Below are 13,676 nucleotides of genomic sequence, written 5' to 3' on the forward strand. Positions count from 1 at the left end.
GCCCGGCGCCGGGGGGCCCCGAGGGCGGTCCGGCATTCGCGCAGGCCATGCGCAAGCTCGCGGCGGCGCCGGAGGCCTCGGCCGAAATCAGGGAGTTCCGGTTCCTTTCGCTCAAGCCGGATGAACAGGGCTGGGCCGAGACGGGATTCGAGGTCGCGCCTGGCGAGGAGGTGACGGCGATAGCGGCGGGCACTCTCTGGGCCTCGAAGGCGCTCGACATGCGCTTCGGGCCGCGTATCGGCATCTGGCTTCGCGCGGGCGGGAAGGGCTCGATCCGCAAGACGCAGGGCGCGGCGGCGAGCCTGCGCATGGAGGAAGGTGGTCCCCTCTATGTCGTGGCGAAGCCGCCCGGCGAATGGGCCGATGAGCAGGGCCGCTTCGATCCCGCCTTTCCGCGTGCCGGGCTTTCGGGCGCGCTCGATGTCTGCCTCATCGTCTGGAAGAACGGCGCTCTCAAGGGGCTGGAGGCGCTGGCGCGGGTGGGCGACCATGAAGGGCTCGTCACGGAGGCGCTCGAACGCGCGCGCAATCCGGTGCGGCCGCCCGAGGGCTGGCGCTATCTCTGGCGGCTCGGCGAGGGCGACATCTACCGCGAGGTGAAGGACGCCGAGGCGCATCGCATCTGCTGCCACACGAATGAGGATGTCGGCATCCTCCAGTTTCCGGTCGACTTTCCCCTGACCGACACGACCGAGCTTCGCTGGCGCTGGAAGACGGACCGGCTACCTTGCGACCTGCCGGAGGATATTCAGCCGACGCATGATTATCTCTCGATCGCGGTCGAGTTCGAGAACGGGCAGGACCTCACCTATATGTGGTCGAGTTCGCTCGCGGAGGGCACGATCTTCCGCTGCCCGCTACCCTATTGGGATCAGGTCGAGACGCATTGGGTGCTGCGCTCCAGGAAGTCCGATCTCGGGCGCTGGCTCTCCGAGGCGCGGCCCGTGAAGGCGGATTACGCCCGCGCCGTCGGCACGCCGCCCGGGCGGATCGTCCGTGTGTGGCTCATCGCCGTCAGCGTTTTTCAGCGCGGCGAGGGCATCTGCGAATATGCCGATATCGAGCTTGTCGACGGCGAGCGGGTGCTGAAGGTTATCTAGCCGCCTAGCTCCAGTCGCCGAAATGCGAAGGCATCAGCGTGGCCAGCGCGCGGGGAAACTCGTCGAAATGGTCGATGACGATGTCGGCGCCAAGCTCGCTCACCGGCACGCGCGTATAGCCGAAGCTCACGCAGATCGACGGCATGCGCGCATTCTTCGCCGCGCCGATATCGGCCTCGCTGTCGCCGACCATGACGGCCGCGCCCCGGTCGCCGCCGAGAAGGCGAACCGCCTCGAAGAGGTGTTCGGGGTCCGGCTTCTTCACCGGCAGGGTGTCGCCGCCGATGACGACGGGGAAGTAGCGGTCGATGGTGAGCTTTTCCAGAAGCTGGCGCGACAGGTGCTCGGCCTTGTTGGTGCAGACGGCGAGAAGCGCGCCCGCATCGTCGAGACGCTTCAGCGTGTCTTCCATACCCGGCCAGAGCACGGTGTGATCGGCGATATGCTCGCCGTAATAGGCGATGAATTCGTCGAAGGCCTGGTCGATGAGCGCTTCGCTCGCGGGCTCGCCCGTCTCGCGGAAGCCGCGCTCCATCAAGAGCCGCGCGCCGCCGCCGACGAGATGGCGCACGCGGGCTTCAGGGACGCGCCTGCGGCCGTGACGCGCCAGAACGACGTTCATCGTTTCGCAAAGATCGGCCGCCGTATCGGCGAGCGTTCCGTCGAGATCGAAAAGAACCGTGGGGCGAGACATGACGATCCGTGAGTAGGGCAACCGGCTGGAAGGGCGCCCTGCGCGAGGCATGGCCGCCCGGGTCTGTCTCGCACGGGGGGGGGCGTGCTGGCAAGTCTCCTCGAGGACGCAGCCTGCATGAAACATTTTTCAATCGGCTTCGATCGGCCTTTCAGCCATACTTCGTCTATGAGCGTCCTGACGCGATATCAGTTGCGCATGGCCTGGCCCGAACAGGATGAACCCCTGATTGCGCGGCTCAAGGTCGCCTGTTGGCGCGAAGCCTATCCGGGCATCCTTCCGCAACCCATTCTCGACGGGCTCGATATCGGCCGTTCGACAGCCGAATGGACGCACGCTCTCCGCACCGGCATCGCCTGGCTCGCGGAGCAGGCGGGCATGCCGGTCGGCTTCGCTCATGCAAGGGCGGATGAGGTGACGACGCTTTACGTGCGGCAGGCGGATTGGGGACAGGGGGTCGGCCGCGAGCTGCTGCTTCGCGCTTTCGACGAGGTCGCATGTCTCGGCCATGCGCGGGCGCATCTCTGGGTTCTGGAAGAGAATGCGCCGGCCCGCTGCTTCTATGAGCATATGAACGGGCGGCTGACGGCGCGCCGGCCCGTCGGCTATGCGCGTTATCCGCGCCTCATGGAAGTGCGCTACGACTTCGCGCTCGACTGATCAGTCCGCCGCCCGGGCGCGCTCGCCCATCCACGACCCCATGCCCTCTATCGTCGCGCGATAGCACGAAAGCGCATTGCCAATGACATTGTACTGCCAGGACCTGCGGCGCGGCGCATAGTCCTCGCGGATCTCGTCCAGATAGGCCCGAGCCTCCGGCGCGTCGAGCCCGCCTTCGAAGCGCAGCCAGCGCTCGAGCAGCGAGGCGCGCAGTGCCTGCGCCGGGTTCGGCTTGTGACGCGCGGAGCGGAACTCGATGACCGCGCCGGTGAGGCGGGCGCGCGGCGCGAGCTGCTCTTCGAGGCCCCAGAACATGATGCCGCGGCGAGACGGCCGCTTCGATCCCCACATGGCATTGACCGTGGTGGGATCGAGCGCGTCTTCGCCCCACCAATGAGCCGCGCGGGCGAATTCGGGGCTCGCGGGATTGGAAAAACAGAGGTGGATGAGTTCGCCGTCGCCCGCCGGTCCCGAATGCCAGTCGATGAAGGCGACGCGCCGCGCCTGCGCGAGATCGCGCTTCACGATGTCGCGCAGCGTGACGTTCGACCATTCGGGCGCGAGGCCGCCATAGTGATAGCCGTCGGGATGCGTGTATTGGCCGCGGCTCACCGCATCCTCGAGCGACCATTGCCCATGCTTGCCGACGAAGCGCGCCCCCGCTACGAGCATTCTCTGGATCGAAGCCGCATCGAGCGATTTCGGGCAGAGAAAACGGTGAATCTCTTCATAAAGCGGGTTTTCCGGGTGGGGCTCGCCATGATCGAGAAAATTGCGGTTGAGATCGACATTGTTCTCGGTTCCGCGCAGGCCCCAGGCAAAGCCGAATGGATTGACCGCGTGAACGAGGAGCGCCGCCGCTCCATGCGGTAGGTCGTGCGGTCCGCAGCTTGCTATCCAGGCGAGTTGTGCCGCTGATCCCGCAAAGCCTTCCGCGCCATGGGTGCCGCATATGTTCAGCAGAACCGTGTCGGCATCCTCCGGCCCGAACCAGGCCGTATCGAGGAAAAGCTTCGTGCCGCCGGGCCCTTTCGCCATCGGGTTTTCATATGCGGCGAGCCGCGCGCCCGCCATCGCCGCGGCTTCGAGAAAGCGGGCCCGGGCTTCGTCATAGGTCTCGGAAAAGAATTTTCCGGCTTCCATGGAAATTCGCGGCCCTCGGGAATTGTCCGGCCTCTGGCGGCCGCCTCTTTTCGCATATCGCGGCGAGTGGTAACTAGAAGGAAGCCTGTTCCAGCCTTGACGCCAGTTTGGGCCAGACACCTGTCTCAGCGCAAGAAGTCTGCCAAGGAGTGCTTTCCCATGAAGCTTGCCGCGCGACTGAAAGACCAGAATCTCCTAAAAACGCTTTGCTACATCGACGGGCAATGGGTGGGCGAGGGCGCGCCGCAAATCAAGGTCACCGATCCTTCGAGCGACGAGGTGATCGCGACCGTTCCCTCGCTCGGCGCGAAGGAAACGCGCGTCGCCATCGAGGCTGCCGAGCGGGCGCAGAAGGAATGGGCCCGCCGCCCCGCGAAGGACCGCGCCGCCATATTGCGCCGCTGGTTTGATCTGATGATGGCGAACCAGGACGATCTGGGCGCGATCCTGACGGCGGAGCAGGGCAAGCCGCTCGCCGAGGCGAAAGGCGAGATCGCCTATGCCGCGTCCTTCATCGAATTCTACGCCGAGGAGGCGAAGCGCGTTTATGGCGCCATCGTTCCCGCCCCGTCGGCCGACCGCCAGATCGTCGTGCTGAAGCAGCCGATTGGCGTTTGCGCGGCGATCACGCCGTGGAACTTTCCCTCCGCCATGATCACGCGCAAGGCCGGTCCGGCGCTCGCCGCGGGCTGCGCCATGGTGGTGAAGCCCGCCTCGCAGACGCCGCTTTCCGCGCTCGCGCTTGCCGAGCTTGGCGAACGGGCGGGGTTTCCCAAGGGCATCTTCAGCGTCGTCACCGGCAAGGCCGGCGAGATCGGCACCGAGATGACGACGAGTGACATCGTGCGCAAGATCACCTTCACCGGCTCGACCGAGATCGGCAAGAAGCTCATGGAGCAGGCCGCATCGACGGTGAAGAAGGTTTCGCTGGAGCTTGGCGGCAATGCGCCTTTCATCGTCTTCGACGATGCCGATGTCGACGCGGCGGTCGAGGGCGCGGTCGGGTCCAAGTATCGCAACACCGGCCAGACCTGCATCTGCACCAATCGCTTCCTCGTGCAGGATGGAATTTACGACGCCTTCGTCTCGAAGCTCGCCGCGAAGGTGAAGAGCATGAAGCAGGGCAACGGCTTCGAGGAAGGCGTGACGCAGGGCCCGCTCATCGATATGGCCGCGGTCGAGAAGGCCGAGGAGCATGTGGCCGATGCGGTGGCGAAGGGCGGGCGCGTGGTCGTGGGCGGCAGGCGCAGCGCGCTTGGCCATTCCTTCTACGAGCCAACCGTCATCGCCGACGCGAAGCCCGACATGAAGCTCGCGCATGAGGAAACTTTCGGCCCTGTCGCGCCGGTCTTCCGCTTCAGGACGGAGGAGGAGGCGATCGCGCTCGCCAATGACACGCCTTTCGGCCTTGCCTCCTATTTCTATTCGCGCGACATCGGTCGCGTGTGGCGCGTTGCGCAGGCGCTCGAAGCAGGGCTCGTCGGCGTCAATGCCGGCCTCATCTCCACCGAGGTCGCGCCATTTGGGGGCTACAAGGAATCCGGCATCGGCCGCGAAGGCGGACCGTGGGGCATCGAGGAATTCCTTGAAGTGAAATATGTCGCTATGGCGGGGCTTTGAAGACGTGACACCTGTTGAACAGAAGAAGGCGGCGGCGGTACGCGCGCTCGATTTCGTCGAAGATGGAATGAAACTCGGGATCGGCACGGGCTCCACGGCGGAGGAATTCGTCCGTGTACTGGCCGACAGAGTGCGCGAGGGGCTCTCGGTGATCGGCGTGCCGACCTCGGAGCGCACGGCGAAACTCGCCGGGGAACTCGGCATCCCGCTGACTAATCTCGACGATACGCCGCATCTCGATCTCACCATCGATGGGGCCGACGAATTCGACGGCGCTCTCCGGCTCATCAAGGGCGGTGGCGGCGCGCTGCTGCGCGAGAAGATCGTGGCAACGGCCTCCGACCGCATGATCGTGATCGCCGATGCCTCCAAGCGCGTTGCGACGCTCGGCGCCTTTCCGCTGCCGATAGAGGTCATTCCCTTCGGCGCCGTGGCGACATCGCGTCGCATCGCGGAGGTCGCCAGCGCCTATGACTGCCACGGCAGGATCGTTCGCCGCACGGACAGCTATGGTGTGCCGTTCTTCACGGATTCCAACAACTTCATCTTCGATTGCGCCTTCGGCTCCATTCCGGACCCTGACGGTCTTGCCCGCGAACTGAACCTCATTCCCGGCGTCGTCGAAACGGGATTGTTCATAGGTATCGCCACGGCGGCCCTTGTGGGAACCGCATCCGGTGTCGATATGATAGAAGCCGGATAATTTGCGGAGCGCCTCATGACGCGGAAATACGACTACGACCTCTTTGTGATCGGTGCCGGTTCGGGCGGCGTGCGGGCGAGCCGCATTGCCGCGAATTACGGCGCAAGGGTCGCTGTGGCGGAGGAATATCGCGTCGGAGGAACCTGCGTCATTCGCGGCTGCGTGCCGAAAAAGCTCTTCGTCTATGCGAGCCATTTTTCCGAAGAGTTCGAGGACGCGGCGGGCTATGGGTGGACGGTGGAGCCCGCCAGCTTCGACTGGAAGACGCTGATCGCGAACAAGGACAAGGAAATAGATCGGCTGAACGGCATCTATATCCGCAATCTCGAACGCTCCGGCGTCGAGATCATCGCCTCGCGCGCGGTCATGAAGGATGCGCACACGGTGCATCTCGTCGGCGAGCGGCGCGATGTGACGGCGGACAAGATCCTCGTCGCCACGGGCGCGACACCCTTCAAGCCGCATACCGTGCCCGGCATCGAGCACGCCATCACCTCGAACGAGGCCTTCCATCTGGAAGAGCTTCCCAGGCGCATGATCATTGTCGGCGGCGGCTACATCGCGGTCGAGTTCGCGGGAATCTTCAACGGGCTCGGTGTCGAGACGATGCTCACCTACCGGCAGGACAAGATCCTGCGTGGCTTCGACGAGGATATTCGCGACGGCCTGATGGTCGAGATACGCAAGAAGGGCGTCGATCTGCGCACGCATACGGACATCGCCGCGATCGAGCGCAGGGGCGGCAAATATCTGGCGACCATGCGCGACGGCGCCGTGATCGAAACCGACCTCATCATGTATGCGACAGGCCGCGTGCCGAATTCGGAGGGGCTCGGCCTCGAGGAAGCGGGCGTCCGGATGAAGAAGAATGGCGCGGTCGAGGTCGATGCGCTTTCGCAGACGAGCGTGCCCAACATCTATGCGGTGGGCGACGTCACGGACCGCGTCGCGCTGACGCCCATCGCCATACGCGAGGGCCATGCTTTCGCCGAGACGGTCTTCAACGGCAATCCGACCGCCGTCGATCATTCGATCATCCCGACGGCCGTTTTCTCCCAGCCCGAGATCGGCACGGTGGGGCTCACCGAGCATGAGGCGCGCGAGCGCTTCGAGGCCGTCGACATCTACAAGACGAGCTTCCGCCCGATGAAGCACACCATGACCGGCCGCGACGAGAAGACCTTCATGAAGCTCGTCGTGGACGCGCGGACGGACCGCGTGCTCGGCGTTCACATGATGGGGCCGGGCTCGGGCGAGCTTGTCCAGACGGTCGGCATCGCGGTGACGCTGGGCGCCACCAAGAAGCAGTTCGACGCCACCGTGGCCGTTCACCCGACGGCCGCCGAGGAGCTGGTGACGCTCCGGGAAAAATGGCAGCCCGCCGCCGCCAAGGCCGCGGATTAACTCCGTTTCGCGCTGTTTCGAGGCACATCAAGGGGTTAGACTTCCATTTAGAGCCCTTGTGGCCTATAAACCGCGGCTCCATATGGAGAGCGGGCGACGCGCCGGGCGAAGGGGGCCGGGCGCGCGTTCTTGCGTTTCGGAGTGACGAACATGGCGGAAAACTGGTCACCGGATAGCTGGCGGTCGAAACCGGCCAAGCATCTGCCCGTTTACCCGGACGAGGCGGCCCTGAAGGCCGTCGAGGGCCGGCTGCGCTCTTATCCGCCGCTCGTTTTTGCAGGCGAGGCAAGAAAGCTGAAGCGCGAACTGGCGGAAGTGTGCGAAGGCCGTGCTTTTCTGCTCCAGGGCGGCGACTGCGCCGAGAGCTTCGCCGAATTCTCCGCCGACAATATTCGCGACACGTTCCGCGTGCTGCTGCAGATGGCGGTGGCGCTGACTTTCGCCGCCTCGTCGCCCGTGGTGAAGGTCGGCCGCATCGCCGGCCAGTTCGCCAAGCCGCGATCCTCGCCGACCGAGACCATCGGCGATGTGACGCTGCCGTCCTATCTCGGCGACAATATCAATGGCATCGAGTTCACGCCCGAGGCGCGCGTGCCCGATCCCGAGAGGCTGCTTCGCGCCTATTCGCAGTCGGCTTCGACGCTAAACCTCATCCGCGCCTTCGCGAAGGGCGGCTATGCCGACCTCGAATTCGTGCATCGCTGGAATCTGGGCTTCGTCTCCGACAGCCCCGAAGGCGCGCGCTATGAAGAGCTTGCGAACCGCATCACCGAGGCGCTCGACTTCATGCGCGCCTGCGGCATCGACAGCGCGAGCCAGCCCCAGCTTCACACGACCGACTTCTACACGAGCCACGAGGCGCTGCTGCTCGGCTACGAGCAGGCCATGACGCGCGTCGACTCGACCACAGGCGATTGGTACGACACCTCCGCGCATATGCTCTGGATCGGCGACCGCACGCGCCAGCCCGATCACGCGCATGTCGAGTTCCTACGCGGCGTGAAGAACCCGGTCGGCCTTAAATGCGGTCCCTCCCTCGATCCGGAGGAACTCGTCCGGCTGACGGACATTCTCAATCCGAAGAACGAGCCGGGACGTCTGACGCTCATCTGCCGTTTCGGCGCGGACAATGTCGAAAAGCACCTGCCGGCGCTCATTCGCGCGATCACGCGCGAGGGCAAGAAGGTCGTCTGGTCCTGCGATCCGATGCATGGCAACACGATCAAGGCGTCGAACGGCTACAAGACCCGGCCGGTCGATCGCGTTCTCGCGGAAGTGCAGGCCTTCATGGCGGTCCATAGCGCGGAAGGCACGCATGCGGGCGGCGTCCATTTCGAGATGACGGGGCAGAACGTCACCGAATGTCTGGGCGGCGCGCAGGCGATCACCGAGACAGATCTCGGCGACCGCTACCACACCCATTGCGATCCGCGCCTCAATGCCAGCCAGTCGCTCGAGCTTGCCTTCCTCATCGCGGAAGGGCTGAAGCGCGAGCGTATTTCGGCGCGCAAGAAGCAACTCGCGGCCGTCGGCGCGAAGTGATCCGCCGTCAAGGCAAGAAATGAAAAGGCCCGGTGGAAACGCCGGGCCTCTTGATTCTCAGCTCGCCTTGATGAGCCGCCGCCCGAGATTTTCGCCGTCGAACAGGCCGATGAAGGCGGCGGCGGAATTTTCGAGCCCCTCGGAAACATCTTCCGTGTAGGTGAGTTTTCCCTCGTGGATCCAGCCGGCCATTTCGGCCTGCGCGTCGCGGAAGCCCTTGAAATAGTCGAAGACCACGAGCCCTTCCATCCTGAGGCGGTGGGTGATGAAGCGCGTGACGTTGCGGATGCCGACGGGCTCGGCGCGATTGTACTCCGCGACCTGGCCCGAAACGACGATGCGGCCGTGCTCCTTCATGTTGAGGATGGCCGCGTCAAGCGTCTCCGCGCCCACATTGTCGAAATAGATGTCGACGCCAGAGGGGCACGCCTCGCGAATGGCCTCCGTCAGATTTGTCGTGCCGCGATAATTGATGGTGCCGTCGAAGCCGAGGCCGCTCACATAGTCGCATTTGGCGGCGGAGCCCGCGATGCCGATGACGGTGCACCCCTTCATGCGGGCGATCTGCCCGGCCGTGGCGCCGACGGGCCCCGCGGCCGATGAGACGAGCACGGTGTCGCCCGCCCTCGGCTTGCCGAGGTCGAGCAGGCCGAAATAGGCGGTGAGACCTGGAATGCCGAGAACACCGATCGCGGCGGTCGGCCGGAGCTTGCCGTGATAGAGCGCGGGATCGAGCTTCTGGATGCCGCGGCCATTGGATAGTGCGTGGCTCACCCAGCCGAAGCCGCCGGTCACGCGGTCGCCGGGCTTGAACTTCTCGTTGTTGGAAATCTCGACGACGCCGACCATGGCGCTGTCGATCGTCTCTCCGAGGGGGAGCGCCGCCGCGTAGCTCGCGCCGGAAAGCCGCGAGCGCATGCCCGGATCGACGGAATGAAACTCCGTGCGGATCAGAAGCTCGTGATCGCCCGGATCGGGGAGGGTGAAATCCTCCAGCCGGAAGTTCTCGAGCCTCGGCTTTCCTTCCGGGCGCGAAGCGAGCACCCAGCGGCGCGCTTTGGTCGGCATGTTTTCTCCCCCCATTCCCTGTGGCCGTCATGCCCCGCGTGAAACGGGGCATGACGGGTGCTGATCTCAGACCGCCTTGTCCGGCCCGATCTTCACCAGCATCTTGCCGGTGTTGGCGCCGGTAAAGAGGTTCATGAAGGCCTTGGGCGCATTCTCGATGCCGTTCTCGACCGTCTCCTGCCACTTCATCTTGCCGGCTTTGATGAGCGCGGCCATCTCCGTGTAGAAGGCCGGCAGAAGGTCGAAATGATTGGAGACGATGAAGCCCTGGAGCTTCAGGCTCTTGCCGACGGCCATGATGATGTTCGACGGGCCGGGGCGCGGCGCGGTGTCGTTATACTGCTCGATCATGCCGCAGAGCGCGAGGCGGCCGAAGGGCCGCATATGGTTGATCGCCGTTTCGAGATGCTTGCCGCCGACATTCTCGAAATAGACGTCGATGCCCTTCGGAAAGGCCGCGCCGACCGCCTTGTCGAGATCGCCGCAGGTCTTGTAGTTGATCGCCTTGTCGATGCCGGCCACTTCTTCGAGCCAGCGGCACTTCTCGTCCGATCCGGCCGAGCCGACGACATAGCAGCCATGCGCCTTGGCAAGCTGGCAAACGACGGAGCCGACCGCGCCCGACGCCGCCGACACGAAGACATTGTCGCCATCCTTGAGTTCGCCGATCCGCATGAGGCCCGCATAGGCGGTCATGCCCGGCATGCCGAGCACGCCCAGATAGGCTTCGATGGGGCCGAGCGCGGGATCGACCTTCTGGAACGTCTCCGCCTTCGCGACCTCATATTCGCGCCAGCCGAACATGCTCTGGACATAGTCGCCGACATTGAGCTTGGGCGACTTCGAGGCGACGACCTGTCCGATGGCGCCGCCCTGCAACGCCTCGCCGATCTGGAAGGGCGGCACATAGCTTTCCCGGTCCATCATGCGCCCGCGCATATAGGGATCGACCGACATCCAGATGTTGCGGACGAGCACTTCGCCGTCGGAGGGTTGCGCGACGTCGCGCGTGGCGCGCTCGAAATTCGCCGCTGTCGGCATGCCGACGGGGCGAGACTTCAGGCGGATTTCCCTGGATTGGATATTGGACATGGTTTTCTCTCCTGAAAATTATCGTTGGGAGAGAGTAAACACACTTTCCGCAGCGTCTGGAAGGTCAGTCGCGAACAGCCCCTGTTCAGGACTTCCAGCCGCCGCCCAGGGCGATGAAGAGATCGACGGCGGCTGTGAACTGGTTGAGACGCGCCTGGGCCTGCGCGTCGCGGGCCGAAAGCCAGCTTCTCTGGGCGTCGAGCACGGAGAGAAAGTCCGTCGCCCCGGCCTTGTAGCTCGCCTGAGCGAGATCATAGGCCCGGCGCGCCTCGCTGGCCGCCACGGCGAGCGAGGCCTGCCGCCTCTCATTGGCGTCCGCCGCCGACAGTGCATCCTCAACCTCGCCGAACGAGGTGAGCACGGTCTTGCGGTAGTTCGCCGCGAGTTCCGCCTTGCGAGCCTTGGCCGATTCCAGATTTCCCTCGAGCGTGCCGCCCGAAAAGATCGGCGCGAGAAGCGAGGCGGCAAGCGATGAGCCGGTGGCGGAGCCGGCGCCGGCGAGCCAGTCGATGCCCTTGGATGCCGAAAGATTGAGGCTGGGGAAGAAGGCCGCGCGCGCCGCGCCGATATCGGCATTGGCTGCCTGCAACTGCGCCTCCGCGCGGCGAATGTCGGGCCGTCGCTCGAGAAGCGTCGAGGGCTGCCCCGGCGCGATCGCCGGAAGGGTGAGCGCGCTCGTGTCCGCAGTCCGCACACCGAAGCCTTCCGGCGCGCGGCCGAGCAGGATGGCGAGCGCGTGTTCGTTGGCCGCGAGCTGGGATTCGAGCGGCGGAATGCCCGCCTCGATGGTGGCGAGCGTGTTGCGCTGCTGCGCGAGGTCGAGCGCGGAGGCCGTGCCGTATTTGTAACGCGCCTCGACGAGCCGCAGCGTCTCCTGCGCGGCGGCGAGAGATTGCCGGGCGATGGCCACACGGTCGCGCAGGCTCAGAATGTTGAAATAGGTCGTGGCGACCGAGGACTGGACGAGAAGCGTCGTCGCATCGCGGTCGAAGATGCTGGCGCGCAGCGCTGCCTCGCTCGATGCGCTCTGGGCGCGGTAGCTCCCCCAGAGATCGACGGCATAGCTGACCGAAACCGAGCCGGAGGCGCTTTTCGTCGTGCCGTTGCCCCGCGCTCCGCCCTTGTCGAGAGAGGCGCTGCCGCTTGCGTCCACCTGCGGCAGGAGCGATGCGTTCGTCGCGCGCAATTGTCCCTGCGCCTGTTCGATGCGGTGAAGGGCAGCGGCGATGTCGAGATTGCTGGCCAGCGCCGCATTCATCAGCGTCTGGAGCTCCTCGTCGTTGAAGCTCCGCCACCATTCCGCACTGATCTCCGCGCTTGCGCCCTTTGCCTGCGGCCCGGTGAAGGCCGAAGGCACGCCTGCATCCGGGCGCTCATAGTCCGGCACCAGCGAACAGGCGCCGAGCATGAGCAGAAGGGTGAAGGCGGCAAGCGGGCGCCGGGCTTTCAACATCTCGGTTGGTCCTTATTCGGTGGAAAGCGCAATCACGGGATCGAGCGATGCCGCCTTTCGCGCCGGCAGATAGCCGAAGAGAAGGCCGGTGGCGAAGGCGCAGGAAAATGCCAGCAATGGCGGGGTGAGGGAGTAGGCGACGGGCATTCCGAACCTCTGGGTGATCGCCGCCGTGGCGAGACCGCCGATCACGCCGATGACGCCGCCGACGCCGCAGACGACGAGCGCCTCGGTGTTGAACTGGAGCATGATGTCCAGCTGGCGCGCGCCCGTGGCCATGCGTATGCCGATCTCGCGCGTCCGCTCGGTGACGCTGACGAGCATGATGTTCATGACGCCGATGCCGCCGACGATGAGCGAGATGGCGGCGACGGAGCCGAGCAGGATGGTCAGCGTGTTCTGCGTCGCCTCGGCCGTTTCGAGGATCGAGGCGGTGTTGCGAACCTGAAAATCCTGCGTCCGGTGGCGCGAGATGAGGAGCGAGGTGATCTTCGCTTCCGTCTCGTCGATGGTGTTCGCGTCGATCGCCTTGACCGAGACAGTCGAGACATAGCGCTTGCCGAATAGGCGCATATAGCCCGTCGACAGCGGCACGAAGGCGACATCGTCCTGATCGCTGCCGAAGCTCGATGCGCCCTTGGTGTCCATGACGCCGATGACCTCGAAGGGCACGTTCTGCACGAGTATGTATTTGCCGATGGGGCTTTCCCCGTCGGGGAAGAGATTGTTCACGATGGTCTGGCCGAGCACGATCACGGGCGCATAGCCGTCGAGATCGGCATGGGTGAAGAAGCCGCCGCGCGCAAGGCTCCAGTCGCGTACGATGGGGTAGGCGGGCCATGTGCCCGTCACTTGCGTGCGATAGTCGATATTGCCGTAGCGCACGGTCACGGCAGTGGTGCGCTCCGGCACCGCGGCTTCGACATTCGGAAGCGCGCTGATGGCCGCGGCATCGTCCGGGATCAGCGTTGCGATGTCGCCGGTCGGCCTCATGCCCGGCGCGCCGGGACGAACCATGAGAAGGTTCGTGCCCATGGCCGAGATGCGGTCCATGACGTTCTGCTTCGAGCCGTTGCCGATGGCGAGCATGGCGACCACCGCGCCGACGCCGATGATGACGCCGAGAAGCGTGAGCGCCGTGCGGAAGATGTTGGTCCTGAGCGAGCGGAAGGCCATGCGCACCGCCTCGCCGAAATC

The 13,676-nt window shown here is 65.1% G+C and carries 12 protein-coding genes; 6 read left to right on the forward strand and 6 right to left on the reverse strand.

Features of this window, described 5'->3' with window-relative positions; genetic code table 11:
- A partial coding sequence (locus WBG82_RS00340) for a DUF3047 domain-containing protein (protein ID WP_424420020.1) occupies positions 1–1,100 on the forward strand: 1,100 nt, incomplete at its 5' end.
- A gap of 4 nt (positions 1,101–1,104) precedes the next feature.
- On the opposite strand, the gene gph is transcribed toward WBG82_RS00340, so the two are convergent.
- Positions 1,105–1,794, reverse strand: coding sequence for a phosphoglycolate phosphatase (gene gph, locus WBG82_RS00345; RefSeq protein ID WP_424420022.1), 690 nt, complete (start codon positions 1,792–1,794; stop codon positions 1,105–1,107).
- A 198-nt stretch (positions 1,795–1,992) separates the two neighbouring features.
- On the opposite strand from gph, the gene WBG82_RS00350 reads away from it, so the two are divergent.
- On the forward strand, positions 1,993–2,454 hold the full coding sequence (locus WBG82_RS00350; protein ID WP_424420024.1) for an N-acetyltransferase family protein: 462 nt from the start codon (positions 1,993–1,995) through the stop codon (positions 2,452–2,454).
- Here WBG82_RS00350 and WBG82_RS00355 read toward each other — a convergent pair whose 3' ends face one another.
- Positions 2,455–3,597, reverse strand: a complete 1,143-nt coding sequence (locus WBG82_RS00355; RefSeq protein ID WP_424420026.1) for a M14 family metallopeptidase — start codon at positions 3,595–3,597, stop codon at positions 2,455–2,457. It lies immediately after the preceding gene.
- Positions 3,598–3,756: 159 nt separating this feature from the next.
- On the opposite strand from WBG82_RS00355, the gene WBG82_RS00360 reads away from it, so the two are divergent.
- The 4 genes from WBG82_RS00360 to WBG82_RS00375 all read left to right on the forward strand — a co-directional run bounded on the left by WBG82_RS00360 (position 3,757) and on the right by WBG82_RS00375 (position 8,866).
- Positions 3,757–5,217 (forward strand): NAD-dependent succinate-semialdehyde dehydrogenase, encoded by a 1,461-nt coding sequence (locus WBG82_RS00360; RefSeq protein ID WP_424420028.1) that lies wholly within the window; start codon positions 3,757–3,759, stop codon positions 5,215–5,217.
- 4 nt (positions 5,218–5,221) lie between these two features.
- A complete protein-coding gene (gene rpiA / locus WBG82_RS00365) occupies positions 5,222–5,920 on the forward strand; it encodes a ribose-5-phosphate isomerase RpiA (protein WP_424420030.1) in 699 nt (232 codons plus the stop codon).
- A 15-nt stretch (positions 5,921–5,935) separates the two neighbouring features.
- A complete protein-coding gene (gene gor, locus WBG82_RS00370) occupies positions 5,936–7,324 on the forward strand; it encodes a glutathione-disulfide reductase (RefSeq protein ID WP_424420032.1) in 1,389 nt (462 codons plus the stop codon).
- A gap of 150 nt (positions 7,325–7,474) precedes the next feature.
- On the forward strand, positions 7,475–8,866 hold the full coding sequence (locus WBG82_RS00375; protein WP_424420034.1) for a class II 3-deoxy-7-phosphoheptulonate synthase: 1,392 nt from the start codon (positions 7,475–7,477) through the stop codon (positions 8,864–8,866).
- A gap of 57 nt (positions 8,867–8,923) precedes the next feature.
- On the opposite strand, the gene WBG82_RS00380 is transcribed toward WBG82_RS00375, so the two are convergent.
- The 4 genes from WBG82_RS00380 to WBG82_RS00395 all read right to left on the reverse strand — a co-directional run.
- The gene (locus tag WBG82_RS00380; RefSeq protein ID WP_424420036.1) at positions 8,924–9,934 is read right to left on the reverse strand and encodes an NADP-dependent oxidoreductase; all 1,011 of its coding nucleotides are present in this window, start codon (positions 9,932–9,934) and stop codon (positions 8,924–8,926) included.
- Between the two features lie 66 nt (positions 9,935–10,000).
- Positions 10,001–11,026 (reverse strand): NADP-dependent oxidoreductase, encoded by a 1,026-nt coding sequence (locus WBG82_RS00385; protein ID WP_424420038.1) that lies wholly within the window; start codon positions 11,024–11,026, stop codon positions 10,001–10,003.
- An 85-nt stretch (positions 11,027–11,111) separates the two neighbouring features.
- Positions 11,112–12,479 (reverse strand): efflux transporter outer membrane subunit, encoded by a 1,368-nt coding sequence (locus tag WBG82_RS00390; RefSeq protein WP_424420040.1) that lies wholly within the window; start codon positions 12,477–12,479, stop codon positions 11,112–11,114.
- Between the two features lie 12 nt (positions 12,480–12,491).
- Positions 12,492–13,676 (reverse strand): ABC transporter permease (locus WBG82_RS00395; RefSeq protein WP_424420042.1); only part of this gene is annotated, 1,185 nt, incomplete at its 5' end.

The organism is Parvibaculum sp. (assembly GCF_049671045.1).
Lineage (GTDB): Bacteria > Pseudomonadota > Alphaproteobacteria > Parvibaculales > Parvibaculaceae > Parvibaculum.

Coding starts and splice junctions, on each gene's coding strand:
- gph (WP_424420022.1), bottom strand. CDS start 1,794: ATGTCTCGCCCCACGGTTCTTTTCGATCTCGACGGAACGCTCGCCGAT.
- WBG82_RS00350 (WP_424420024.1), top strand. CDS start 1,993: ATGGCCTGGCCCGAACAGGATGAACCCCTGATTGCGCGGCTCAAGGTC.
- WBG82_RS00355 (WP_424420026.1), bottom strand. CDS start 3,597: ATGGAAGCCGGAAAATTCTTTTCCGAGACCTATGACGAAGCCCGGGCC.
- WBG82_RS00360 (WP_424420028.1), top strand. CDS start 3,757: ATGAAGCTTGCCGCGCGACTGAAAGACCAGAATCTCCTAAAAACGCTT.
- gor (WP_424420032.1), top strand. CDS start 5,936: ATGACGCGGAAATACGACTACGACCTCTTTGTGATCGGTGCCGGTTCG.
- WBG82_RS00375 (WP_424420034.1), top strand. CDS start 7,475: ATGGCGGAAAACTGGTCACCGGATAGCTGGCGGTCGAAACCGGCCAAG.
- WBG82_RS00380 (WP_424420036.1), bottom strand. CDS start 9,934: ATGCCGACCAAAGCGCGCCGCTGGGTGCTCGCTTCGCGCCCGGAAGGA.
- WBG82_RS00385 (WP_424420038.1), bottom strand. CDS start 11,026: ATGTCCAATATCCAATCCAGGGAAATCCGCCTGAAGTCTCGCCCCGTC.
- WBG82_RS00390 (WP_424420040.1), bottom strand. CDS start 12,479: ATGTTGAAAGCCCGGCGCCCGCTTGCCGCCTTCACCCTTCTGCTCATG.